Below are 23,154 nucleotides of genomic sequence, written 5' to 3' on the forward strand. Positions count from 1 at the left end.
CTCACGCCAGAAGGACGGGCCGGGCGCGACGAGGACCAGAAGGGCGTCTGTTCCGGTGACGATCGCGACGCCGGCCGCAGCCGCCACGGAGCGGGTCTCCCCGCGCCGACCGAGCTCGTGTCACCGGGCCTCAAGGCAACGTTAGTGGAACTTGCCCGTGAGCGCTCCGAATAGCAGCAACACCCCGGAGATCATGAGGAGGGCCTTGATGAGCGGCCTCGGAAGCAAGGCGAACCACCCGATGCTCCGGACAACAACGAAGAGCACCCTGGGCCGTTCAATCGCCGCAAAGAGGAAGACCGCGCCGCAGTACGCGACCACAATTGAGGTACCATCAAGGTATAAGAACCTAGAGCCCGCGAGCGCGAGGGCTACGCCAACAGAGACAAGTAGGACGTAAAGCAGCAGAAACGTCCAGAAATCGACTTCAGTCTCCGTGCCGTCAGGTGGCATAGTGCCCTCTTCCATTACGACAAGGCCTGCGCCATTTCCCATCGGCACAAACGCCCGCATCCTTCGCCCCCATCACCGTTGGCAGCAAATGGACCAGACAAAGCGGGCCGGTCAACTACCGCGCCTGTGGGGATGGTGCTACGAAGTTCCACCGGACGACTTCGTACGACGGGCCGAGCCAAGCCAGTGGACGCCCATGACTATCCCCACCACCAGACTGAGCGCTCTTTCTCCAGAGAATGGTGCACCCTCCACCATACTCAGGAGCCCGCTGAGGCCGAAAGCAAGGAAGCCCAATGTTCCAATGGCAGTCATGTGCCGTTCGGAGAGGGGCTGATTGAGCCTTCTCCATAGCGACACGCCCTTCCGCTCAAGCACCATGACATCCCTCATCATTGCTGCCGCGCACTGAGATCGCGCGGCATCGTACCCATCGCACGGCACTGCATGCTAGTAATAGTCGTACCATGAGGAGTTATAGGCGCACATTGCTGCTGTTCCGACCCACTCGCCCCCCGTCAAGCCCCACCCGAGGACACCTACGGTATTGAGCACCTGTGCCCCTACCGCCGCGAGGTTGGGAGCGAGGGCGAGCGAGCCTGCCATAGGAGATGTCGGATGTGGCCATACCTCCCATACCTCTGGGGCCCGGGACGCCAGCTGAGTTAGGCTAGTGAACGGAAGGCGCCGCCCCAGGATCGAACCCGTTGCATAGACTCGGCCAAGCGCCATGACACCTTCGCCGCCCTTCCGGCCAGGTTACCCAGCCCGTCGCGGTAGTACTCGCGGCCCCTCGCGGCACACTCGCGGAGAGTGGAAGTGCGTGGGCCGGAGCCATCCTGCTCTGTCGTAGTCCCCCGAGGCCCGCCTGCCCCCCTGCCTCTTGGACCTGCAGGCCGGTGAGGAAATGACGACCCCGGAGGCGCGTTGCGACCCGTACCTGGACCGATGAAGCCGCCGTTTCCTGCTCCTCCCGCTTTTTCACACTTCAAATCCCAAGTCGGGACACCATTCTCGTCTACGCCACGGGTCACGATCTGAACCCAGCCCTCCCCGCACAACGGATCCAATCCCCACGGATCCACTACATTGACCGGATCGTTGCCCGAGGACCCGCACAGGTTGTGGCCCAATGTAGTAGAGCCCGCTCTCGCTGTCGTACTCCCGCCCCGCGAAGCGGTACCGCACCACGACCCCCGTGTCCGCGACCGCGTCGCCCCAGGGTGCCTCGGCGTACTCCTTCACCTTGGCGCCGGTCCGGAGCCGGGCCAGGCCGCGCACGGTGCCGTTGATCGGGTCAAGGATCGCCGCCAGGGTATCACTGACCGGGGTCGTGGTCCGCAGGGCCAGGAGCTGGTCCACGCCCCCTGGATACCAGGCGTATTCCCGCAGCACGGTTCCCGCGGCGTTGAGGTCGAAGATGACCTGGGCGCCCTCGTATACGTAGTACTCGTCCGCGGCGGCCATCTGCTTCCGCACCCGGCGCCCGAGGGCATCATAGAACATGCTGTCCACGAGGGCTCCTGTCGAGCCGTTCCGGTGTGGCGACCGGTGCGTCGGTTGTGCGGTCAGGCAGTCGGACGGCCGGGCCATTCGTGGTCCATCTCGATCCGCCGTAGCGCCGGTCTAGCCGCCGCGCCGTTCGGCGGATGGGCCGCGCGTGCACGGCCAGCAGGCGCCCGATGGCGAGGTGGGTGTACCGGGCGGTGGTGGAAAGGTTCGCGTGGCCGAGGATCTCCTGCACGTCGCGCACGTCGGCGCCGCCATCGAGCAGGAGGGTGGCCATGGAATGGCGGAAGAGGTGGCAGCTGCCGGGCTTGCCCACCCGGGCGCCGGCGACGTATCGGGCCACCCGCGCGGAGAGGTGATTGAGGCGGACGCGGGTGCCTCGCGTGGAGAGGAACAGCCATCCCGGATCGGAGGCCCCGGCCAGCCGGGGCCGGGCTCGGCGCAAGTACCGTCCCAGCCACCGCAGCGCCCGGCGGCCGACCGGCACCGCGCGGTCCCGCTGGCCCTTCCCCGCGCGGACGAGCAGCACGCGCCGCGGCGGGTCGAGGTCCGCGATCCGGATCCCGGCCGCCTCCGCGCGACGAATGCCGCTCGAATAGAGCAGCTCGAGGAGCGCGCGGTCGCGCAGTCCGAGCGGGGTCGTGGCATCGGGCTGGCGGAGCACTCGCGTGGCCTCGCGATGGGAGAGCACCGCGCGGGGCAGCTGCACCGGGCGCCGGGGCAGGATGAGCTGGCGCGTGGGGTCGGCGGCGAGCAGCCCCTGGGCCACCGCCCACCGCAGGAACGCGCGGAGCGCTCCGAGGTACTCGGCCCGGGTGCCCCAGCCCAGCGGCGCGCCATCGGGGCGGCAGGCCCGGGCGAGCGCCGACTGGTAGGCCTCGAGGGTGTCCGGGAGGAGGCCGGGGAGCGGGTCGCCCTCGGGCCCGGCCCAGGCGAGAAAGCGTTCCACGGCGCGGCGGCAGTTGCGGCGGGTCGCGGGAGCATGGTTGGTGGCCTCGAGCCAGTCGAGGTAGCGGGTGAGCCACGGGTGCATGGGGCGCTCCAGGTTGGGAGGAGCGAGGGTGGCACACGGGCATGCCCCCCGCCAGAGGCGGGCCGACGGCCGGGCTACCGGGCGGGGCCCCGGGGCGATAGGATCTTGCTCACCCAGGATCCCATCGGGCTGGCGGGCGGGGTCAATCTCTACGCGTATGCGGGCAATAATCCGACAAGCTTTAGCGATCCGTTTGGCCTGTGTCCACCTGAGAACCCCGACGACTACAGTGACTGTTCCCCCGGGAGCTCCGGATGGTACGCCAATCGGCTTGCTACTGGACAAGGAAACGCCGCAGTCAACTGGGTTGGGGGATCGTTAGCGACATGCGGGGAGAGTGCTCTGTGCCAAGGGGTGCTCGCTGTTGCTAGCCTTGGTGGGAGCCTCGCGGAAGGACTTGCTGCGAAGGGTGCGACGGGGGCGATCGGCGCCACGGGTCGTGCGGGTGAAGCAGCTCTTGCAGAGCTAGGTGGAGAGTCGCAGGTCTTTTTCCGAACGAGTCAAGGGGCGCGGTACGTAGATCAACTCGTCAGCGGGATCGCCCACGAATCGAAGGTTGGGGCCAGTTCTCTGACAAAGCTTGCACGCAGTCAGATTGCCAAGGACGCCGAGCTTCTGAGCACCGGCCAGGTCAAGAAGGTTGTCTGGCACTTCTTCAAGAGCGCGGCGACCGGGAAGGGCGGGCCTTCCGGCCCACTACGCGACGAACTCATCAAGAACGGCATCGAAGTACTCGTTCATTGAGCGCAACATATGACTAGCTACACCTTGATTGCCCCGCCAACCTCACTTCGCTTCCGAGAAATGGAGCCGAAGGAGCTTGAACGCTACTTCGCTTGGTTCCTTGCGTCGATTCCGGAGCGGATTGAGGTGCTAAGCACTCACGTTCGTTCCAGCGAGCCCTTCTCGTCTTGGATACCCGATCGCTCTCCTGAATCGCTTGGTGCGCTCGGGGAGTGGTTCACGCACACGGTCACTTTACGTCAACGCACCACTGAGGAGATCCAAGGTATCTATGCAAAGGGACCCGACTGGTTCACGCAGGTAGAGGTGCCTGGTGAAGAACTGACCGAGGAGACCTTCTCGCTCGCCATGGACATCGGCATGTATCTGGGTGAGATACTGCGTCAATCGGCTACCAGGCTGCAATGGAAAGCACTCAAGGGCAACAAACAGGAAGCTGACTACGGACAGCCGATCCTCCAGCCATTCAAGGGGGATTGGTTTGCAACCCTGTGCGGCTGGCCATTACACTGGCGTACGGATTGGCCGATGGTACGTACAAGGGGACACGGCTTCGTGAGCTTTACGAGACTTGGCGAGCCAGGACCGAGTAGTGATCTAGTGGCCAACCTCCGGCAAAGCCCGGCCCCCGTGGCCGGGCTTCTCGCTTCTGTCAACTTGCAGCGCGAGCTTTCGCGCGGGGGCGCACTGAGCGGCGGGCTTCGGTCAAGGCCTCGACGAGCTTGAGCACGGTGCGCCGATCAGCGGCAGGGAGCTGCCTGACCAGCTGGAGGCGCTTGGGGAGCCGGGCGGTCTTGGCGAGCAAGCGTCCACGGGCCGGAGCGTAGGTCCATCTGTCCGGCCAGCTTCGGGTGCCCCGCTACGCCCGGCCCGCCTTGCCCGTCCGCTTGCGCCGCGGCCGAGTCCTCGGCGTCCCATGTCCCGACGCGAGCTCGTCTCCGGGTGCGGGTGGGGCATCCGGCACCTTTCCCAGGGCCTTCAGGTAGGCCGCCCGGGACCCGCGCCGCGCCCGGGCACCCAGGTACTCCTCGGTCAGGAGGGCCGCCAGCTTCTCCGCCACCGCCGTACTGACGAACTGGTTGAGCGAAATACCCTCCCGCTCGGCGAGTTCGCGGGCGCGGGCGTTGAGAGAGTTCGGCAATCTGAGACTCAGGGCACTCATGGCATCCCTCGGATCTGTTCAAGCAAAGCCTGGGGAGACACCGGTGTCACCCCAACGCGCGCACTCCCCACGACGTCCCGGCGGTTGAAGGTCACGATCCGGGCGCAGCGCCCGTTGACCGCCGCTTCCAGGACCATGTCATCCTTGGTGAGCAAGCACCCCATTGCGATCCGTCGTACCGATGCGCCGCGCTAACTCACTGCTGCTGTTCTCTTTAGTCGCCCGCTCTCAGCCACGTGCATCACAACTTAGGCGTTTTGGCCCTAGACGCGAGTTTGGAGGCCGACTCGCGGAAACGCAGAAGCCCGATCTCTCGTGAGGTCGGGCCTCCGTTCTGCAGCAGACTCCACGAGAGGCCGGCGATGTTAGCCTTTCCGCCTTTTCAGGACGACATTCTTGGGTCTTCTGTCTGGGTTGGCAAGGAGTGTATCCAAGAAGTTCGGGTCCTTCCAGTCATCCCAGGCGGTGAGACCGTTATACGCTTCAAGAAGTTCCTCAGCCACCGCGGCGTCGTACACTTCTGCGCCAACCCAATTCTGGTCGCGAGTATTCTCATTGGGCCAGAACCGCTTCGCCAACGCCACAGGCTGCCATCCAATGACCTTCCAGACATTGAAGTCCAGCTGCTCCCTGGTAACGGAGATCCCTGAAATGATGAGGTCGTCATCGAGGTCGAATGGCCCCTGGGCTACCTTCAATGGCACTCGAATGTCATAGAAGGCGCAAGACACAACATTCGTCATCATGTGGTCAAGCACTTGCCCGATAGTACCAACCCCATCGCTTTGCGGGACGATGAAGGTATCCCCCGGCTGCCAAGTCTGCTTCTTCTTACCCATGGGCATCTCTTCTAGGGCTTGGGAACGGTGCCACCGGCCGCGCGGTAGGCCTCGTCGTTCATCTCGAAGCGTTTGTTCGCTAGCTTGCTCGGACCGCCGTGCCGGCGAATAGCCGACTCCTCGGCAACGCGAAGCTGGGTTCCGTCGGCTCGATCAATGATGTCATACTTGTGCTTAGTGGCAAACTTCCTGTCGTGGGCCCCCACTCGCCCCTCGAACGCAGCCTCATTCTTGCTTCTACCGATGTATTGCTCGCCTGTCTTGAGATTCGTGCGGCGGTAGACGACTCCTGAGGCGCGAGACGCACTTGCCTCGGCGGCCATGGCGCTCCCTAGCGCCGCATCGACCGCCATCCCAGCGACAAATCCACCGACGTAGGACCCACTGCCCTTGTCTACGGCACTGTTCGCGTCAATGGCATCACGAACCAGGTCGGTCAGTCCAAATGAGACCGCGTCACCGAATCCCGCAGAGAAGTGCGCTAGCCTGCACAGCCACTCGGGCGGGCACAACCCAAACGGGTCACTGAACGCAATGGGGTTGTTCCCCGCGTACGAATACAGGTTGACCCCGCCCGCGAGCCCGATGGGATCCTGGGTGAGCAGGATCCCCTGTATGGGGTCGTACCGCTACCCGCCGGGGGCTACCGCCAAGGAACTGCCGTGATGCCGGCGACCACGGCGAAATGCGCGTCTCGCGTGACCAGCGTCAGGCTGTGTTCCAGGGCCAGCGCCGCGATCCAGATGTCGTTCTCGGGGATCGGTGTCCCGGCCGCTCGCAGCTCGGCCTTCACCTCGCCGTAGCGGCGGGCGGTCTCCGGTCCGCACGGCAGGAGCGCCGCGCTGGCCGCAAGGCGCTCAATCACCTCGAGGTTCTCGGTTGGCCGCCCCGACTTCCGGGCGCCGTAGTAGAGCTCCCCAAGGGCGATGGTGGGGATAAACGTTGCCGCCGCCCTCCCGGCTTCGGTGAGCGCGGCGGGCTCCCCAGCCAGGAGGGCGATCAGGATGTTGGTATCAAGGATGTACCTACCAGTTGGCGGCATCCACGCGCTCGCAGTCTGCCTCGATCGCGGCCGCAATCCGAGTGAGGTCCTCGGGGGGAATTGTCCCGCTGAGCGCAAGCAGGGGAGTCGGGCTCGTGGCGCGCTCGAGGGCCCGGACATAGGCCAAGGCTCGCTCCTGGTCGGGCACCGGTAGGCGCCGGACACGAGCGGCCAGGTCGTCGGGAAGAGATGGGGTCATGTGGCCTCCGGGTTGAGCGGAATATAGCTCTCCGCAAGGCCCGCGGCCTCACCCAGAAGACCCTGGCCGAACCGGTCGCCCTCCCCGCATCCAGATCCTCCGCGACGAGGCCGGCAGCGCCCAGCCCACCCTCGACGGCATCCGTAAGCTCGCCCGCGCTCTCCGGGTCAGTGCCGACGCCCTCGTCTTCGGGCAGGACGAGCGTTGCCCACACCATGATCCTTTGGCGCCAGCCCCGCTGCTGGGCCTCTGCCGCGCAGCAAGGGGGCACCCCAGAATGGGCGCCCCCTTGTCACGAGGCAGGCTTCCCGGTCTTAGGATACCTCGAGGAGCAAAGGTTGCTACTTGGGATCGTCCGCGGACCCCCTAGCTGGCGGGGTGCCCCGAGTGAGCCGCCGAAGACTCGGCCCCTCGAGTGAAACGATCCACACGGCATCGGCATAAGCAAAGGCGACAGCATTCCCGCCCGGGGCCCACACAAGTGGCCCGACAATCCGACCCAGTCCGTTCGGCTCAGCGGGGAGGCGGGCATCCGAGGCGTCGAGGAGGACCCGACGATCCGATCCGTCGGGGCGGATCAGAACGATCGACCGCCGTTCCTGTGATACCTGAGACGCGCTCAAGACTGCGATCCACTCACCCGTAGGACTCCAAGCGGGCGAGAAGCCGGGGCCCACTACACGCTCAATCGTCCCCCGGTGTCGATGGTAACAATGTCGGACTGTGATGGGCGTGAGCGCGCGAACGCCAATCGTCGCCCGTCTGGCGCCCAAGTCGGAGTCGCATCTCCCGCGCTGTCTCCAGGCCCACCGACAGCCCACTCCCTGGTCCCATCGGCAAGCACGATGTGGAGCGCAGGGAGCTCGTCAGGCCGATCACAGAGTGATGCAAACGCAATCATTCCGCCGCCGGGAGCCCAAGACGGTGAGGCCGAGGGGCGGAGCAAGAGCGCGCGATTGCCGACTGGGTGAGATCGTTGAGGTCGAGGCGCATCAGCTCGCCGTGCGGGCCGAACCGAGTATGAACAAGGTACCTGGCATCTGGGCTGAGAGCCAGATGATCCTCCTGCCACACCGCATCACACATTACCCCGCCTACCCGAACCTCCTCTTCGCCACTCGGGCTATCGGTCGGCGCCACGCTGTAGATGCCCGTAAGGGCGCACGCTGTAGTGGCAACATCCCCATTGAATGACTTCAGAACGCGGCGAAATACCACTCGATTACTACTGGCCAGCCATGCGACAGGAGTGTCGTTGGCGGCAGTGACGTCACTTGCCGCCCCGCCCGCCGCCCTTGTCGGCACGCATGCGGTAGCACCTGCGGCGAGCGCCCCGAACGCGTAGCCAACTTTGCGGAGGCTGCTCATTGATCACCATCCTTCCCTTCCGCACCCTCGGCCTGCGCGACCTCATCCCGGATCTTCTTGGTCCAGTCGGTCATGCACTGCTGCGCAGCAGGTGTGCCATCGTACGAACAGGCTGTTCCCACCCCAGTGCCGGCCTTATCCCCGAGCCAGGATGCCGCATGGATGAACTCGTGGAGTGCAATGTCCACGAGGTTGTCCTTGCTCACGTCGAGGACGATGTTGCCGTTCGGGCTCCACGGCAGCTGGCGGTCGAACAGCCCTCCTCCGCTCTCCGCCACCTTACCACCCTCCTCGTACCGGGATGGCCTGATGAGTAGAAAGAGCTTCTCCGCAGGTTGCCTGTCCATTGCCTCGAACAACCGCGCGAAGGTCGGGGACTTCTTCAGCGTTTCGATGGCAGCCCTGACCTCAGGTCCGAGGACACGGACTTCGAGCCCGAAAGGGTCCCAGTACGCAATGGGATTGTTGCCAGCGTAGGCGTAGAGGTTTACGCCCCCGGCGAGCCCGATGGGATCCTGGGTGAGCAAGATCCTATCGCCCCGGGGCCCCGCCCGGTAGTCCGGCCCGCCCCCGGCGGCTGTCAGGGGGCCGGCTCCAGCGCCACCCTCCCCGGCGGCCCTCATGCGCCCTGGCGTTCGCCGCCCGGCGCCCCCGGCGCAGCGATGCGGCCAGCGCCCCGCGTACCAGTGCCTGCGCCGGGACCTCCGGCTCAGGTGCCCGCCCCGGGCCCCCGCCTTCAGAGGCGCCAGGTCGCGGCCTATTGGTGTCCGGACCCCCTTGAGCCAGCGCCCCCCGGCCGACTTGTGGTGGCGTGTCTGGGGCGGCAGTTTTCAGTGATGCCCTCCGTGCTTGAGTTCGAAGTGCGCCGGCTGCGCGCCATGTCCGCCTCGGACAAGGTGGCCCACTGCACGCGCTCTGGCAGCAGGCCTGGGCGCTGACCGCGGCCGGGGTGCGCGGGCGCCATCCCGAGTGGAGTCCGCCGCAGGTCGACGCCGAGGTGCGGCGGGTGTTCCTTCGCGAGTCCTCGTGATGGACGCGAACCTGATCTCCCTGTTCGTCCGCCCCCTCAACCGGCTCCGCATTCCGTACATGGTCACGGGCGGGGTGGCCTCGGTCGTGTATGGCGAGCCCCGCCTGACCCGGGATATTGACGTGGTCGTGGCCCTCGAGCCGGCCGACGCGGGGCGGTTCGCCCGCGCCTGGTCGCAGGACGCGTTCTACCTGCCCCCCATCGAGGTCATCGCGGCGGAGAGTGCCCGCCCGGCGCACGGCCACTTCAACGTTCTGCATCACGACACCACGATGCGGGCCGATGTCTACCTGCCCGGCGACGATGCCTTGACCGCATGGGCCTTCGCGCGGGTGGTCCGGCGGCAGGTCGATGCCGACGAGGTCGCGCTCGCTCCGATCGAGTACGTTATCCTGAACAAGCTCCGCTATTTCAGGGCCGGAGGCTCGGACCGCCACCTGCGGGACATCCGGCAGATGCTGCGGGTCAGCGAGGACCTGGTGGATCGCGGCGCCCTCGAGCGCTGGGCCCGGCGTCTGGACGTCGAGGCCGAGTGGGACAAGGCCCAGGGCTTCGTGGACTCCTGAAGGGGGAGGGCACGGGCGGCCGGCGGACACCCTGGGCAACATGATGGTGTCACGCGCAGTCGACGGGGCGGCATCGGCGCGCTGGCCTCCGCCAGGTCCTTCGCCGGCCCATGTGCCATGGGATCTTCCTCACCCAGGATCCCATCGGGCTGGCGGGCGGCGTGAATCTCTACGCCTATGCGGGCAACAATCCCATTGCTTTCAGCGACCCATACGGACTAACGTGCTGCATTACCGCGGATGACCGAGCCGCGTTCAGTCGCCTTGCAAGCCGCCTCGGAGCCGCGCTCAGTCCGTATTTCAAAGCCGAGACCTGGCGCCAAGCTCATGAGATTCACCAGAATGGAATTCACAGAGGGGGGCTTGGGCTTTCTGGCATTGTCGGGCCGGCTGCGGCACTGGGCAGGGCAGCTGCTTCAGAGGCTACAACCACCATTACGGTTAGCCGGGGCAGATTCCTGAATCGGCTGCGCACATCGAGGAAGCCCAAGCAGCCGGGCATCCGACAGGCGGTGTCGTCAATCGCGCAGGCAACACCGCAAGGCGTGACCAGGCGTTGTCAGGAACACCGACAAGGTCGGGATTCGACCGAGACGAGTACCCTCCCGCGATCCTTAACACTGGGGGCACAGGAGCTAGTGTGCGTTACGTGACTCCGAGCGACAATCGCGGGGCGGGTGCCTCGATCGGGAACCAGCTCCGCCAAGTACCGGATGGCTCCTATGTAAGTATCACGGTGGTCCCATGACTGCAGGCGAGAGCATTCGGAAGCTCGCTGCCCTCGGTGGCCCGCCTCTGAGCGAGGGTGAGGCCATTCTAACAGATGAACTCAGAAGCTTGGCTGGGGCTTGTGCGCCAGAACTCGAATGCCTGCTCGCACTCAAGAATGGGTTCATGGCTTTCGAGTCAGCGCTGCATGTCTTCCCTTGTGGTGGGCGAGCGCGCCTGACCCTCGAGGTCTGGAACTCGACCGCGCTGTGGCGGGAGTCGTTCGGGAACCTGACTCAAGGGTGCTTGTTCTTCGCCCAGGATGCTCTGGCAGGTCAATTCTGCATTCACGAAGGGGTTGTGTGGCGGTTTGATCCGGAGACGGGGAAAGGGATCGACTCGCTGACGGCGTGGACGAGTGGGCGGGCATGATCCTTCGAGATGTGCCCAGACTAACCGCACATCCGCTTGCCCGCGATTGGCAGCTGCAGAATCGACCCCTCAGTGAGGGGGAACGACTCTTCGCGAGGTACCCGTTTGTGTTGGGTGGGGAGTACAGCCTATCGAATCTCCGATGCGCAGACGCAATCGCTGGGATGCGGTTCATGGGAGAGCTCGCAACTCAGATCCACGATCTTCCGGACGGCGCCCGCGTCCAGATCGACCTGGTGGACTGATCGTTCTCGCTATTCTCGTTGGGGGCGATCCACGGGATGCCTTCTGCCTGATTCCCGAATAAGCTCACCCCCGCGCCCCCGCTCGCGGCTTCGTGTGCCGCCTCGCTTCAGTGGGCGCCATGACGAGCTTGAGGACTATGCGTTGATCAGCGGCCGGGAGATCAGCGATACCTTCCGGGCGCTTGGGCAAACGGGGGCCTTTGGGAACGACTCGTCGTTGACCGGCTTGAGGCCAAGCAGCTCGTCGGCGGTCACTCTGAACGCGCGGCCAGGGCCATCGGGATGGTGCCGCTGAAGGTGCCAGCGACTCAGTAGTGGTAGCGGGCCTGCAGGAAGTCGATCTCGTCGTCGCGCACCAGGTAGACAACCCGGTGCTCCTGGGTGAGTCGCCGCGACCAGACGTTTGCCCCGAGGTGCTTGAGCCCTTCCGGCTCCCCAGGCCCGCGAACGGTTCCCGCAGCGCGGCCTCCACCAAGTCCAAGCAGCGTAACGCGACCCGGCGGTCGGTCTCCACCCAGAACCGCAGATCCTCCCGAAACTCCTTCTGGAACACCCCGCGGCGGGGAGGCTTACTCGGCGGCCGGCTCAAGGCCATACTCGCGGCGGAGGCCCTCGACCGTTGCCGGTGCTGTCCGCCCATCAAGGGCGCGCTGCAGGGCGGTCAGCAGCCGGCGGGCGTTCGCGGGGGACCGCAGCAGGTGCGCCGTCTCCAGCACGCTGCTCAGTTCCGCGGCAGAGATCAGGGCCACATCCTCGTGGCCACGGCGATTGATGATGATGATCTCGCCGTTCTCCTCCACTTCCCGCCAAAGGTCGGCGAGGGTCTCGCGGGCGTTGGAGTAGGTGGTCTGGATCGGCATGACGACCTCCGAGAAACTGTACAACAGTACTGTACAACATCAGGGATGACCCGGCAAGGGCTCGGCACCTCGGGATTCCGACCCGGCGCGGTCGCGGCTATGATGGCGAGCGCAGGACCCTGCTCACCCAGGATCCCATCGGGCTGGCGGGAGGTGTCAACCTCTACGCCTACGCAGGCAATAACCCCATTGCCTTCAGCGACCCGTACGGGCTCTGCACCAAGGCAGACGGCTGGAAGGACTGCAACAAGATGATCTCCGCGCAACAGGGTGCGCAGGTTCTCGCCTCTGGGATTGAGAGCGGAGAGTGGACTTACTCGCAGTACTTCTCCGGAGGAATCAAGAAGGATCCGCAGGCGGTCGACTACGGCTCTCGCCACCTTGGGGATTGCACAGACTTCTGTCGCAGGTCAACTCAGGACGGCTTGGGTAGCGACTGGAAGAGTTCGCACAAGGCCTCGACTGGCATGTTCAAGGGCGGGGACCATCCCGGGTACACCCAAGTGGAGGCCTCCGACGCTCAGGCGGGTGATGTGGTCGTCCAAGGTGGTCATGCTGGGCTCTACATCGGAACGGACAAAGGCGGGAACGTGTGGGGATGGGCAAACAACGGGTCGCCGCACCGTGCGGATGGCTCTGGGTACAACGACGGCACGACGGGCGCACGCAAGTTCAACGAGGGCAGCTACGGGAAGGGCGCACCGACATTCTACCGCCCGATCAAGGAGGAGTAATCCCATGTCTCCCCGTCTTTGGGCTGCCGCTGCGCTACTTGCCGTTTCGCTTAGCGCATGTGAGCGCCGTCCCCAGGGAAACGCGGCAGCTCCTACAGACTCGCGATCCAGCGCGCAGAGTCCGCGAGCACCGGATGCGGAGCGGACCCTCGCTCTCTTCTTGGATCGCTCTGTCGGAGTGACGCCGAGTGCTCGGGGCACTCGGGGATTCGCTTCAGGCCTGCCCTCCGGATGGGATGATCGACCCCATCTATACGCTTGCCACCTTTCAGGTACTCGCTTCTAGCCTTGAGGGGGACTCGGCACAGGTCTCAGCCGAAGTGACCACGGTGGCTGAAGAGCGTACCGATTCCAGGGTGTATGATCGGCGGGTGGCAACCGTGCGGATCGCGACTGACACTTTCTCCTGGAGGCTGATTCGAGACGGCGCCGCGGGCTGGAAGGTCTGCGGAACCGCGACTGGTGGCTACGACTTTGGGCACTACGGGAATGACGCCAAGACAACCTGGACCCCGCGGGCAGCCACGTGGGAGAAGGTCCAGGCGCTTGTGGATAGCCTGCGCCAGGGTGGCTGATGGCGCTTTCGGGCTGGTCGGCTTGAAGGGCATCCATCCGGGTGCCCTGTTAGCCTGAGCGCGCTGGCTCAGCCAACGGCGCGCGCTATGGTGCGCGGTTGGGCTGAGCGCCTGGCCTACACCAGCGCCTCGACCAGCTTGAGCACCGTCCGCTGACCAGCGGCAGGGAGCTGCCTGACCAGCTGGAGGCGCTTGGGGAGCCGGGCGGTCTTGGCGAGCAAGCGTCCACGGGCCGGAGCGTAGGTCCATCTGTCCGGCCAGCTTCGGGTGCCCCGCTACGCCCGGCCCGCCTTGCCCGTCCGCTTGCGCCGCGGCCGAGTCCTCGGCGTCCCATGTCCCGACGCGAGCTCGTCTCCGGGTGCGGGTGGGGCGTCCGGCACGTTTCCCAGGGCCTTCAGGTAGGCCGCCCGGGACCCGCGCCGCGCCCGGGCACCCAGGTACTCCTCGGTCAGGAGGGCTGCCAGCTTCTCCGCCACCGCCGTACTGACGAACTGGTTGAGCGAAATGCCCTCCCGCTCGGCGAGTTCGCGGGCGCGGGCGTGGAGCGAGTTCGGCAGTCTGAGACTCAGGGCACTCATGGCATCCCTCTGATTCGTTCAAGAAGGCCAGGGGAGACGCCGGTGTCACCCCAACGCGCTCACTCCCCGCAATGTCCCGGCGGTTAGAGGTCACGATCCGGGTGCAGCGCCCGTTGACCGCCGCTTCGAGGACCATGTCATCCTTGGTGAGCAAGCACCCCATTGCGATCCGTCGTACCGATGCCGCTCGCTAACTCGCTGCTGCTTGTTTCTTTAGCGGCCCCGTCTCAGCTGCGTGCATCATGACTCATTCCTTTTGGCCCTAGACGCGAGTGACGAGACCGACTCGGCCGGTCGCCCGGGGCCGTCCCAACGCCACCGCACGAGCTGCAGGCGCGCAGCGCCTGGCAACGTCATACGTTAGTTGGGCGGGTCAGTGTGAGCAGCTGCTAGGTGAGCAGCCAAAGAAGACGAGCGCGCGGGAGCGCCAGTTATCCTGCGATGACCTTGAGCCGACCGTGCCGCCGCGAGCGGGGACCTTCCGTACCACGATCTCGATGTCGCGCCCCAGGGCGGTCAGAAAGCCCATGAGCCGCTCAGTGGAATACCCTCCAGCCGCCCGCACATGATATGGGAGACCTTCGGCTGATCGATCCCCATCAGCTTCGCCGCGGCCCGCTGGGTGAGCTTCCGCTGGTCGATGATTCGCTCGATCTCCAGCGCCAGGCTGGCCTTTACCAGTCGCTCCTCCGCGTCCGGATAGCCCAGGTCCTGAAAGACGTTGCCACTGCCCATCGTGACCTTCACGCGCTCGCTCATCTCACGTCTCCTTCTCAAAGTGCTCTGCATGGTGGGCCTGCGCCGTGCGGAGGCGCTGAAGAATCAGATCGACCAAATGCTTCGGCGTCGCGATCCCGTGCGTCGACTTCTTCTGGAAGACATGGAGCACGTACACCACGCCGGCCAGCTTGAGGGTGTAGATGGCGCGATAGGCGTCGCCATCAAAGGCATCCACCAACTCCACCAGGCCGCTGAGCTGCCCCTTCAGGCGTTTCCCTATCCGCGGGATCTGCCCCAGCTGGACCTGAAGCAAGGCCTTGCCCATCACGCTGTGCACCGACTCGGGACAGGCCTTGAGATCCTCCCGCGAGGAGCCGACCCAAATGACGGGGAGCCGCGGCGGGAGGCGCATGCTGAAGTATGCGTGTTCTGGCATACTCCGTCAAGGGGACCCGGCGGTGGCGGCCAGGGCCACACCGAAGAGAGGGAAGAGTGCGGGGTCCGCCGAGGGGTTCGGGCCGCGCGTGGCGCGCCTGCGCCAGAACCGTGGGCTTACTCAGGATGAGCTGGGAGCCCGGGTGAGGCTCTCCAATCCGCTGATCGCCTACTACGAGCGGGCGGACGCAGGGGCGCCCGGGCCGCAGCTGCCCGCTCTGGCCCAGGCGCTGCGAGTGACCACTGATGAGCTGCTCGGTGTGAATAGCCTGCCGGAGGGCCGGGCCCCAAGACTGCGCGACTCCTGAAACGTCTGCAGCAGGTGGAGGCACTTCCCCGGCCGATCAGCGTGCAGTCCTCAAGGTGGTTGACGCACTCTTAGCGACTCGAAGCCGTACCAAAGCAGCTAGCTGACATCGCAACGAGGTCGTCAAGAAAAGCAAAGGGCGCCCCTAGTAGTAAGGGCGCCCTGCACCTCGAGGCGAAGCTCAAGCCAGAGGGCGTTACTGCATCGGCTCCCCGTCGAGCGAGACAGAGGAGCATTGAATCCGGATGTGGGACAAGTCGAAGATGCTAATCAGAATATCCCACTCCTCCGTAGCTGATGATTCAGGACCGGCATCTACCCACAGCTCCGTAACCTCTAGACGCTCGCCCGCATCACTCTTGCTTTCAGTCTCATAGGTGAAACGGCTCACCTTCTCAAACAGCACATCGTGCTGCGACAGTGTCCCATTCTCCAGCACATGGATGACCATGGTCAGGCGGTTCCGCCGCACATCGAGATCATACTGCTCGATGGAACCACCAGTCAGGATGCCATTCAGCTCCGTCCGTTCCATTTCTCTCTCTCCCCATGGTCTTTCTACTTTGGGGATTCCGACAAGGTCTTTAGCCTTGTCGATCAGGCCGACGATCTCTTCTGTGGAAAGATTCTTCAGATGGGTCAGCGCTCTGTCGGCGGAAACGAGCCCTTCCCGGGTAAGTGATCCAACCTTGTCGATACTGACCCGGATGTCGCCGGTGGCCTTGATTCTAGCGACGATGTGCTTCGCTCCATCGACCGTAACCTTGTAGCCCTCAGACTTGGCCAGCCCTGAAACCGTCCCCCCTACCGCCTCTGCCACACGAGTTGCCACACCACCTGCGCGCAAGAGGCCGTTGGTTGATGTCCTGAGAACGTTGCCAAGGGCAGCTACCTCGGGGCTAATCGCTGCACCACCTCCCATTCCTGCCGCCGGAAGGCTCGCAACCGCCAGGATCGCACTCTGATTCTTGTCTAGTAGCTGAACTCCTGGATGAGAAGCCACGCCCACAATGAACTTGCAGATTGGCGAATCCGGCGGATCGCAGAGCCCAAAGGGATCGTCAGACGCAATTGGATTGTCGCCCGCGTAGGCGTAGAGGTTCACGCCTCCAGCTAGGCCGATGGGATCCTGGGTGAGCAAGATCCTATCGCCCCGGCCGCCCGCCCGGTAGCCCGGCCCGCCCCGCCGGCCCGCTTCCATGCTCCCACCAGACCGGTCGCGCGGACCTGACCAGGGGGCCCCGCCCCTCGCCCCTGGATCCCGTGAGGCTCCCGGCTCGGTACCTCCCCCCGCAGCCGCCAGGAGGGGGCCTGGAGCCGACCCCGGTCACCGTCGAGCGCGCACCCGTACGGCCGTGGTACCTGGAATGGGGGCGGCGGCGACCCCGCCTACCCACCAGCGGCCCCCCGCGGCCGGCCAGGGGCGCCCCCCCGACCGTCCTGTTTCGAGGACACTTCGGGACCGGAGTGTCCTCGATCGCGGACACTCGAGCCACCCGCCCGCCATCGCGGACACCTGCCGAAGCCCCGATTCGGCCCGCCGGAAGCCCCACCGCCCCGTGCCCTGTGCGGATGCGCATATAGAATCGCGCGTTATTTGGCGTGCCGCGGGGCCACCGCCTCACACGCCGTCCCGGGCCCGCCGCGGACCCGGGCCGTTCCGCGCTGGCACAGCTTTGGCGTAAGGGCACCCCCGACCGGCCTCCTACCTACCACCCCCCGGTCCGCACTACCCCCGACAGCGTCGTTGCAGCACCCACCTGATCGGCCCGTCCTGCGGGCAGGAGGAGCAGTCCATGAAAGCCACCATCCGGAGGATCCAGTCCATGGGCGTGCGCGCCCTCGAGTTCTGCACCGCGCACCCCGACGCCAGCGCCGGCTACGCCGCCGCCACCGCGCGGCTCAGCGCCCTGCTGCTGGAACTCACCCAGCTCGCCACCGAGCAGCGCGCCGGGGTCACCGCCGAACGCGCCAGCGTGGCCACCAAGCAGGAGCTCCGCACCGCGCTGGAGCAGAGCGAGCTGCTGCACCTCTCGAGCGTGGTGACCGCGGCCGCCGACGCGCTGCCGGCCCTGGTCCCGGTGTTCAGCCGGGTGCGCGAGAGCCGGAGCTACCAGGCGTTCCGGACCGCGGCCCAGGCCATGCTCGACGCCGCCCGGCAGCACCAGGAGGCGCTGGTGCCCTTCGGCCTCTCGGAGGCGGTGCTGACCAGCGTGGGCGAGAAGCTGGCGGCGTTCGACCAGGCCATGGACGCCACGGCCACCGCCCGGCGGCAGCACGTCCGCGCCGCCCGCGCCCTGGAGGAGGCCGGCAACGAGCTGAACCAGGTGGTGCGGGTGCTCGATGGCTTCAACCGCTTCCGCTTCGCCAAGGAGCCGGACCTCCTCGCCGCCTGGCGCAGCGCCGCCAACGTGCTGGGCCCCAGCCGGCCCGCCACGCCGGACGAACCGACGACCCCGATGCTCCTCCCGAATCCGGTGGGGGGTGGGGCAGTAGGAGAGACGAGGGAAGAGGGAAGCGGGAAACGGGAAGCGGGAAAGCGGGAAGCGGGAAGCGGGAAACGGGGCTGCGCGACCCGCCCCGCGATCCCGCGATCCGCGGCTGAAGCCGCGGCTCGGCATCCATCGCTGACGCGAGAACATCCTCGCGCTCCGCGCGCTGCGCCCAGCCCCCCTGACTGTCATCCCGAGGAGCGTAGCGACGAGGGATCCCTCCCGGTGCGGCACGGACCGGGAGGGATCCTTCGCTGCGCTCGGGATGACAGCCGCCGGTGGACTCGCCTTCCCTCTTTCCTCTTCCCGCTTCCCGCTTCCCGCCCGCCCCGCGCATCGTGAAAATCCCCTCACGCCCCGTTCACCCTCCCCTCCCCCGGGGGCGGCGAGGCTTCGTCGGGAGGCATGACATGTCCAAGCCGTACATGATGATGGATGGCAACGAGGCCGCCGCGCGGGTGGCCTACCTGGCCAGCGACGTGGTGGCGATCTACCCGATCACCCCCGCGTCGCCGATGGGGGAGCTGTCGGACCAGTGGGCCGCGGAGGGGAAGCCCAACGCCTGGGGCACCATCCCGAGCGTGATCGAGATGCAGAGCGAGGGGGGCGCGGCGGGGGCGGTGCACGGCGCGCTGATGGCCGGCGCCCTGACGACGACGTTCACGGCGTCGCAGGGGCTGCTGCTCATGATCCCCAACATGTACAAGATCGCGGGGGAGCTGACCCCGCTGGTGATCCACGTGGCGGCGCGGGCCCTGGCCACGCAGGGGCTCTCCATCTTCGGCGACCACAGCGACGTGATGGCGGCGCGGGGCACCGGCTTTGCCCAGTTGGTGAGCGGCAGCCCGCAGGAGGCGGCCGACCTGGCGCTGGTGGCGCACGCCGCCACTCTGGAGAGCCGGCTCCCCTTCCTGCACTTCTTCGACGGCTTCCGGACCAGCCACGAGATCGCGCGGGTGCACCCGCTCGACGCCGCCGACGTGCGGGCGCTGCTCCCCGAGCTGCCCCGGCTGGCGCACCACCGGCGGGCGCTCTCGCCGGCCCACCCCTCCATCCGCGGCACCGCCCAGAACCCCGACGTCTACTTCCAGGCGCGCGAGGCGGGCAACGCCTGGTACCTGGCCTGCCCCGAGATCGTGCAGGGGGCGATGGACCGGCTGGCCGCCCGCACCGGGCGGGGCTACCGGCTGGTGGACTACGTCGGCGCCCCCGACGCCGAGCGGGTGGTGGTGCTGATGGGGTCGGGGGCCGAGGTGGCGCACGAGGCGGTGGAGGCGCTGGTGGCCCGGGGCGAGAAGGTGGGGTGCTCAAGGTGCGGCTGTTCCGCCCCTTCCCCGCCGCGGCGCTGCTGGCCGCGCTGCCGGCCACGGTCGGCGCGCTCGCGGTGCTCGACCGCACCAAGGAACCCGGCAGCGCCGGGGAGCCGCTGTACCAGGATGTGCTCACCGCGCTGGCGGAGGCGCACCCGGGGCGGTTCGCCGGTTCGGCGATTCGGGCGGATGGGGAGGGAGCGCCGCTGATCCTTGGCGGCCGCTATGGCCTGGGCTCCAAGGAATTCACCCCGGCCATGGTGCGGGCGGTGCTCGACGAGCTGGCCGCCCCGGCCCCGCGCAACCACTTCACCGTCGGGATCACCGACGACGTGACCCACACCAGCCTGCCGTTCGACGCGGCGTTCTCCACCGAGGCGGCGGAGACGGTGCGGGCGGTGTTCTACGGGCTGGGCGCCGACGGCACGGTGGGCGGCAACAAGAACTCGATCAAGATCATCGGCGAGGACGCGGGGCTGCACGCGCAGGGCTACTTCGTGTACGACTCGAAGAAGTCCGGCTCGGTGACGGTGTCGCACCTGCGCTTCGGGCCGCACCCCATCCGCTCGAGCTACCTGATCAGCCGGGCCAGCTTCGTGGCCTGCCACCAGTTCCACCTGCTGGAGCGGATGGAGATGCTGGCGCTGGCGGAGCCGGGAGCCACGGTGCTGCTCAACAGCCCGTGGGGCGGCGACCGCACCTGGGAGCACCTCCCCACCCGGGTGCAGCAGGAGATCATCGACAAGCGGCTGCGGCTGTTCGTGATCGACGCGCTCGCGGTGGCGAAGCAGGCGGGGCTCGGCGGGCGGATCAATACCGTGATGCAGGCCTGCTTCTTTGCGCTGAGCGGGCTGATGCCGCAGGACCAGGCGGTGACCGCCATCAAGCACGGGATCCAGAAGAGCTACGGCAAGCGGGGCGAGGTGGTGGTGGAGCGGAACTTCGCCGCGGTGGACGCCAGCGTGGCGGCGCTCTCCGAGGTGGCGGTGCCGGCGGTGGCCACCAGCCGGATCCCGATGCGACCGGCGGTGCCGGCGGGGGCGCCGGAGTTCGTGCAGCTGGTCTCGGCCCGGCTCATCGCCGGCGAGGGGGACGCGCTGCCGGTGAGCGCCATCCCCGCCGACGGCGCCCTGGCCGGCGGGCACCACCCAGTGGGAGAAGCGCGACCTGGCCCACGAGGTGCCGGTCTGGGACCCGGACATCTGCATCCAGTGCGGCAAGTGCGTGCTGGTCTGCCCCCACGCGGTGGTGCGGGCGGCGGTCTATGACCCGGCGGCGCTGGCCGGCGCGCCGGAGGGGTTCAAGTCGGCGGCGGCGCGGTGGCGGCAGTTCGGCGCGCAGCGCTACACCCTGCAGGTGAGCACCGACGACTGCACCGGCTGCCGGCTGTGCGTGGAGGCGTGCCCGGTCAAGAACAAGCGGGAGGTGCGGCTCAAGGCGATCAACATGGCGCCGCACGCGCCGATCCGCGCCACCGAGCAGGCCAACTGGGCCTTCTTCCGCGCCCTGCCCGAGGTGCCCCGGGAGCTGCTCTCGCCGGACCACGTGAAGGACGTGCAGCTGCTCACGCCGTTGTTCGAGTTCTCGGGGGCGTGCGCCGGCTGCGGCGAGACGCCCTACCTCAAGCTGCTGAGCCAGCTCTTCGGCGACCGGGCGATGATCGCCAACGCCACCGGCTGCTCGTCGATCTACGGCGGCAACCTGCCCACCACGCCGTGGACGGTGAACCGCGAGGGGCGGGGGCCGGCGTGGGCCAACTCGCTGTTCGAGGACAACGCGGAGTTCGGCCTGGGGATGCGGCTGGCGCTGGACCAGCAGCGGGCCCGGGCGCAGGCGCTGCTCACGGAGCTGGCCGGGGAGGTCGGCGCCGAGGTGGCGGCGGGGCTGCTCTCGGCCGAGGGGCGGAGCGAGGTGGAGCTGGCGGCGCGGCGCGCCTTCGTGGCCGAGCTCCAGCGGCGGCTGGCGCGGCTCGACACCCCGGCGGCGCGGGAGCTGGCGGCGCTGGCCGACAGCCTGGTGCGGCACTCGGTGTGGATCGTGGGGGGCGACGGCTGGGCCTACGACATCGGCTTCGGCGGCCTCGACCACGTGCTCTCCACCGGCCGCGACGTGAACCTGCTGGTGCTCGACACCGAGGTGTACTCGAACACCGGCGGGCAGATGTCCAAGTCGACCCCGCGGGGGGCGGTGGCCAAGTTCGCCGCGGGGGGCAAGCGGGCGCCCAAGAAGGACCTGGGGCTCTTCGCCATGAGCTACGGGCACATCTACGTGGCGCAGGTGGCGCTGGGCGGCGACGACAGCCACACCCTCAAGGCCTTCCGCGAGGCGGAGGCGTTCGACGGGCCGTCGCTGATCATCGCCTACAGTCACTGCATCGCCCACGGCTACGACCTGGTGCACGGGCTGGAGCAGCAGAAGCTGGCGGTGCAGTCGGCCCACTGGCCGCTGTTCCGCTACGACCCGGCGCTGGCGGCGGAGGGCAAGAACCCCTTCCAGCTCGACAGCAAGGCGCCGACGGTGCCGCTGCGGAAGTACGCCTACAACGAGACCCGCTACACGATGCTGGCGCACAGCCATCCCGACGAGGCCGCCGCGCTGCTGGCGCAGGCCGAGCAGGACCTGCTGGAGCGCTGGCACCGCTACGAGTACCTGGCGCAGGCGCCCGCCGCCTTCGGCGCCGTGCCCCGTCCGGAGGCCGCCCATGACTGACCTGACGACGAGTTACCTGGGCCTGTCACTGCCCAACCCGCTGGTCGCCAGCTCCTCCCCGCTGACCGAGAAGCTGGATGAGCTGCGCCGGCTGGAGGACGCGGGGGTGAGCGCGGTGGTGCTGCCCTCGCTGTTCGAGGAGCAGATCAGCATCGAGAGCCACGACCTGGACCAGTACCTCTCGCACGGCGCGGAGAGCTACGCCGAGGCGACCAGCTACTTCCCCGACATGTGGGCCTACAACCTGGGGCCGTCGGGCTACCTCGACCGGCTGGAGGAGGCGCGCAAGGCGGTGAAGATCCCGGTGATCGGGAGCCTCAACGGGGTCTCGACCGGCGGCTGGACCCGCTACGCCCGGAAGATGGAGGACGCCGGCGCCGACGCGCTGGAGCTCAACGTGTACCACGTCCCCACCGACCCGCGGCAGACCGGCGCGGAGGTGGAGCAGATGTACTTCGACCTGGTGCAGGAGGTGGTCGGGGCGGTGAAGATCCCGGTGGCGGTGAAGCTGACGCCGTTCCTGAGTGCGCCGGCCCACGTGGCGCGGCGGCTGGGGGAGCTCGGCGTGCGCGGGGTGGTGCTGTTCAACCGCTTCTACCAGCCCGACTTCGACCTGGAGAAGCTGGAGGTGGTGCCGTCGCTCAACCTGAGCAGCGCGTGGACGCTGCGGCTGCGGCTCCGGTGGGCGGCGATCATGTACGGCAACACCAGCGCCGACCTGGCCATCACCGGCGGGGTGCACAGCGCCGGCGACGTGCTCAAGAGCATGATGGCCGGTGCCCGGGTGGCGATGGTGGCGAGCGCGGTGCTGCGGCACGGCCCGGAGCACGTGCGGACCCTGCTCGACGGGGTGCGGGAGTGGATGGAGAGCCACGAGTACGAGTCGATCCGGCAGATGCAGGGGAGCATGAGCCACCAGTCGTGCGCCGAGCCGGCGGCGCTGGAGCGGGCGAACTACATGCGGGTGTTGCGGTCGTACGCGCTCAGGGCGGTAAGGGCGGTAGGGCGGTAGGGCGGTAGGGCGGTAACAAGGCGACCCCCCGGGATGCACTCCGGGGGGTCGCGCGCGCTTAGTGTACCGCCGTACCGCCTACCGCCCTACCG

The 23,154-nt window shown here is 67.2% G+C and carries 22 protein-coding genes and 4 pseudogenes; 11 read left to right on the top strand and 15 right to left on the bottom strand.

Annotated features, from left to right (window positions below; genetic code table 11):
• Window positions 1-141 precede the first annotated feature (141 nt).
• The 3 genes from IPJ95_00225 to IPJ95_00235 all read right to left on the bottom strand — a co-directional run bounded on the left by IPJ95_00225 (window position 142) and on the right by IPJ95_00235 (window position 2,995).
• Entirely contained in the window at window positions 142-453 is a 312-nt protein-coding gene (locus tag IPJ95_00225; protein ID MBK7922058.1) for a hypothetical protein, read from the bottom strand.
• Window positions 454-1,434: 981 nt separating this feature from the next.
• The gene (locus IPJ95_00230) at window positions 1,435-1,968 is read right to left on the bottom strand and encodes a hypothetical protein (protein MBK7922059.1); all 534 of its coding nucleotides are present in this window, start codon (window positions 1,966-1,968) and stop codon (window positions 1,435-1,437) included.
• Window positions 1,949-2,995, bottom strand: coding sequence for a tyrosine-type recombinase/integrase (locus IPJ95_00235; protein MBK7922060.1), 1,047 nt, complete (start codon window positions 2,993-2,995; stop codon window positions 1,949-1,951). The genes IPJ95_00230 and IPJ95_00235 overlap by 20 nt, the downstream gene beginning before the upstream one ends.
• Window positions 2,996-3,100: 105 nt before the next feature.
• Between IPJ95_00235 and IPJ95_00240 the strand changes: the two genes are divergently transcribed.
• Together IPJ95_00240 and IPJ95_00245 are read left to right on the top strand one after the other, a co-directional pair.
• Entirely contained in the window at window positions 3,101-3,739 is a 639-nt protein-coding gene (locus tag IPJ95_00240) for a hypothetical protein (GenBank protein ID MBK7922061.1), read from the top strand.
• Between the two features lie 9 nt (window positions 3,740-3,748).
• Window positions 3,749-4,465 (top strand): hypothetical protein, encoded by a 717-nt coding sequence (locus IPJ95_00245; protein MBK7922062.1) that lies wholly within the window; start codon window positions 3,749-3,751, stop codon window positions 4,463-4,465.
• Window positions 4,466-4,598: 133 nt separating this feature from the next.
• Here IPJ95_00245 and IPJ95_00250 read toward each other — a convergent pair whose 3' ends face one another.
• From IPJ95_00250 to IPJ95_00275, 6 genes are all read right to left on the bottom strand, one after another.
• Window positions 4,599-4,901, bottom strand: a complete 303-nt coding sequence (locus IPJ95_00250) for a toxin-antitoxin system HicB family antitoxin (GenBank protein MBK7922063.1) — start codon at window positions 4,899-4,901, stop codon at window positions 4,599-4,601.
• Window positions 4,902-5,266: 365 nt separating this feature from the next.
• The gene (locus IPJ95_00255; GenBank protein MBK7922064.1) at window positions 5,267-5,740 is read right to left on the bottom strand and encodes a hypothetical protein; all 474 of its coding nucleotides are present in this window, start codon (window positions 5,738-5,740) and stop codon (window positions 5,267-5,269) included.
• Between the two features lie 11 nt (window positions 5,741-5,751).
• Window positions 5,752-6,357: a hypothetical protein gene (locus tag IPJ95_00260; GenBank protein ID MBK7922065.1), complete on the bottom strand. Its 606-nt coding sequence runs from the start codon at window positions 6,355-6,357 to the stop codon at window positions 5,752-5,754.
• Window positions 6,358-6,383: 26 nt separating this feature from the next.
• A complete protein-coding gene (locus IPJ95_00265) occupies window positions 6,384-6,782 on the bottom strand; it encodes a type II toxin-antitoxin system VapC family toxin (GenBank protein MBK7922066.1) in 399 nt (132 codons plus the stop codon).
• Between the two features lie 875 nt (window positions 6,783-7,657).
• Window positions 7,658-7,882 (bottom strand): PD40 domain-containing protein, encoded by a 225-nt coding sequence (locus IPJ95_00270; GenBank protein ID MBK7922067.1) that lies wholly within the window; start codon window positions 7,880-7,882, stop codon window positions 7,658-7,660.
• Between the two features lie 463 nt (window positions 7,883-8,345).
• A complete protein-coding gene (locus IPJ95_00275; GenBank protein ID MBK7922068.1) occupies window positions 8,346-8,972 on the bottom strand; it encodes a hypothetical protein in 627 nt (208 codons plus the stop codon).
• Window positions 8,973-9,378: 406 nt separating this feature from the next.
• On the opposite strand from IPJ95_00275, the gene IPJ95_00280 reads away from it, so the two are divergent.
• From IPJ95_00280 to IPJ95_00290, 3 genes and pseudogenes are all read left to right on the top strand, one after another.
• On the top strand, window positions 9,379-9,945 hold the full coding sequence (locus IPJ95_00280; GenBank protein MBK7922069.1) for a hypothetical protein: 567 nt from the start codon (window positions 9,379-9,381) through the stop codon (window positions 9,943-9,945).
• A gap of 110 nt (window positions 9,946-10,055) precedes the next feature.
• Window positions 10,056-10,166, top strand: a pseudogene (locus tag IPJ95_00285) (hypothetical protein).
• Between the two features lie 233 nt (window positions 10,167-10,399).
• Window positions 10,400-10,693, top strand: a complete 294-nt coding sequence (locus IPJ95_00290; GenBank protein ID MBK7922070.1) for a DNA-entry nuclease — start codon at window positions 10,400-10,402, stop codon at window positions 10,691-10,693.
• Between the two features lie 945 nt (window positions 10,694-11,638).
• Here IPJ95_00290 and IPJ95_00295 read toward each other — a convergent pair.
• Both IPJ95_00295 and IPJ95_00300 read right to left on the bottom strand, forming a co-directional pair.
• A pseudogene (locus tag IPJ95_00295) lies at window positions 11,639-11,925 on the bottom strand (Txe/YoeB family addiction module toxin).
• Window positions 11,900-12,190, bottom strand: a complete 291-nt coding sequence (locus IPJ95_00300) for a type II toxin-antitoxin system prevent-host-death family antitoxin (protein ID MBK7922071.1) — start codon at window positions 12,188-12,190, stop codon at window positions 11,900-11,902. The pseudogene IPJ95_00295 and the gene IPJ95_00300 overlap by 26 nt, the downstream one beginning before the upstream one ends.
• Before the next feature lie 29 nt (window positions 12,191-12,219).
• Here IPJ95_00300 and IPJ95_00305 point away from each other — a divergent pair, with 29 nt between their 5' ends.
• Both IPJ95_00305 and IPJ95_00310 read left to right on the top strand, forming a co-directional pair.
• Window positions 12,220-12,924, top strand: a complete 705-nt coding sequence (locus IPJ95_00305) for a hypothetical protein (GenBank protein MBK7922072.1) — start codon at window positions 12,220-12,222, stop codon at window positions 12,922-12,924.
• 236 nt (window positions 12,925-13,160) lie between these two features.
• Complete coding sequence (locus IPJ95_00310; protein ID MBK7922073.1) at window positions 13,161-13,499, top strand: hypothetical protein; 339 nt, start codon at window positions 13,161-13,163, stop codon at window positions 13,497-13,499.
• Window positions 13,500-13,774: 275 nt separating this feature from the next.
• On the opposite strand, the gene IPJ95_00315 is transcribed toward IPJ95_00310, so the two are convergent.
• The 3 genes and pseudogenes from IPJ95_00315 to IPJ95_00325 all read right to left on the bottom strand — a co-directional run bounded on the left by IPJ95_00315 (window position 13,775) and on the right by IPJ95_00325 (window position 15,209).
• Complete coding sequence (locus IPJ95_00315) at window positions 13,775-14,077, bottom strand: toxin-antitoxin system HicB family antitoxin (GenBank protein MBK7922074.1); 303 nt, start codon at window positions 14,075-14,077, stop codon at window positions 13,775-13,777.
• A 373-nt stretch (window positions 14,078-14,450) separates the two neighbouring features.
• Window positions 14,451-14,836, bottom strand: a pseudogene (locus IPJ95_00320) (XRE family transcriptional regulator).
• 1 nt (window position 14,837) lies between these two features.
• A complete protein-coding gene (locus IPJ95_00325) occupies window positions 14,838-15,209 on the bottom strand; it encodes a type II toxin-antitoxin system RelE/ParE family toxin (protein ID MBK7922075.1) in 372 nt (123 codons plus the stop codon).
• Between the two features lie 112 nt (window positions 15,210-15,321).
• Here IPJ95_00325 and IPJ95_00330 point away from each other — a divergent pair, with 112 nt between their 5' ends.
• On the top strand, window positions 15,322-15,540 hold the full coding sequence (locus IPJ95_00330) for a helix-turn-helix transcriptional regulator (protein MBK7922076.1): 219 nt from the start codon (window positions 15,322-15,324) through the stop codon (window positions 15,538-15,540).
• A 195-nt stretch (window positions 15,541-15,735) separates the two neighbouring features.
• On the opposite strand, the gene IPJ95_00335 is transcribed toward IPJ95_00330, so the two are convergent.
• Entirely contained in the window at window positions 15,736-16,644 is a 909-nt protein-coding gene (locus IPJ95_00335; protein ID MBK7922077.1) for a hypothetical protein, read from the bottom strand.
• Between the two features lie 691 nt (window positions 16,645-17,335).
• Here IPJ95_00335 and IPJ95_00340 point away from each other — a divergent pair.
• The 3 genes and pseudogenes from IPJ95_00340 (at window position 17,336) to IPJ95_00350 (ending at window position 23,062) form a co-directional block, all read left to right on the top strand.
• Window positions 17,336-18,373, top strand: coding sequence for a hypothetical protein (locus IPJ95_00340; GenBank protein ID MBK7922078.1), 1,038 nt, complete (start codon window positions 17,336-17,338; stop codon window positions 18,371-18,373).
• Between the two features lie 68 nt (window positions 18,374-18,441).
• Window positions 18,442-22,050 (top strand): annotated as a pseudogene (nifJ, locus tag IPJ95_00345) (pyruvate:ferredoxin (flavodoxin) oxidoreductase).
• Window positions 22,043-23,062, top strand: a complete 1,020-nt coding sequence (locus IPJ95_00350) for a dihydroorotate dehydrogenase-like protein (GenBank protein ID MBK7922079.1) — start codon at window positions 22,043-22,045, stop codon at window positions 23,060-23,062. Before nifJ ends, IPJ95_00350 begins: the two are co-directional and overlap by 8 nt.
• Window positions 23,063-23,154: the final 92 nt, after the last annotated feature.

It is taken from the genome of Gemmatimonadota bacterium (assembly GCA_016713785.1).
GTDB lineage: Bacteria > Gemmatimonadota > Gemmatimonadetes > Gemmatimonadales > GWC2-71-9 > JADJOM01.

Coding starts and splice junctions, on each gene's coding strand:
- IPJ95_00225 (MBK7922058.1), bottom strand. CDS start 453: ATGCCACCTGACGGCACGGAGACTGAAGTCGATTTCTGGACGTTTCTG.
- IPJ95_00235 (MBK7922060.1), bottom strand. CDS start 2,995: ATGCACCCGTGGCTCACCCGCTACCTCGACTGGCTCGAGGCCACCAAC.
- IPJ95_00245 (MBK7922062.1), top strand. CDS start 3,749: ATGACTAGCTACACCTTGATTGCCCCGCCAACCTCACTTCGCTTCCGA.
- IPJ95_00250 (MBK7922063.1), bottom strand. CDS start 4,901: ATGAGTGCCCTGAGTCTCAGATTGCCGAACTCTCTCAACGCCCGCGCC.
- IPJ95_00255 (MBK7922064.1), bottom strand. CDS start 5,740: ATGGGTAAGAAGAAGCAGACTTGGCAGCCGGGGGATACCTTCATCGTC.
- IPJ95_00265 (MBK7922066.1), bottom strand. CDS start 6,782: ATGCCGCCAACTGGTAGGTACATCCTTGATACCAACATCCTGATCGCC.
- IPJ95_00270 (MBK7922067.1), bottom strand. CDS start 7,882: ATGATTGCGTTTGCATCACTCTGTGATCGGCCTGACGAGCTCCCTGCG.
- IPJ95_00275 (MBK7922068.1), bottom strand. CDS start 8,972: ATGAGGGCCGCCGGGGAGGGTGGCGCTGGAGCCGGCCCCCTGACAGCC.
- IPJ95_00280 (MBK7922069.1), top strand. CDS start 9,379: ATGGACGCGAACCTGATCTCCCTGTTCGTCCGCCCCCTCAACCGGCTC.
- IPJ95_00300 (MBK7922071.1), bottom strand. CDS start 12,190: ATGCCGATCCAGACCACCTACTCCAACGCCCGCGAGACCCTCGCCGAC.
- IPJ95_00310 (MBK7922073.1), top strand. CDS start 13,161: ATGATCGACCCCATCTATACGCTTGCCACCTTTCAGGTACTCGCTTCT.
- IPJ95_00315 (MBK7922074.1), bottom strand. CDS start 14,077: ATGAGTGCCCTGAGTCTCAGACTGCCGAACTCGCTCCACGCCCGCGCC.
- IPJ95_00325 (MBK7922075.1), bottom strand. CDS start 15,209: ATGCGCCTCCCGCCGCGGCTCCCCGTCATTTGGGTCGGCTCCTCGCGG.
- IPJ95_00340 (MBK7922078.1), top strand. CDS start 17,336: ATGAAAGCCACCATCCGGAGGATCCAGTCCATGGGCGTGCGCGCCCTC.
- IPJ95_00350 (MBK7922079.1), top strand. CDS start 22,043: ATGACTGACCTGACGACGAGTTACCTGGGCCTGTCACTGCCCAACCCG.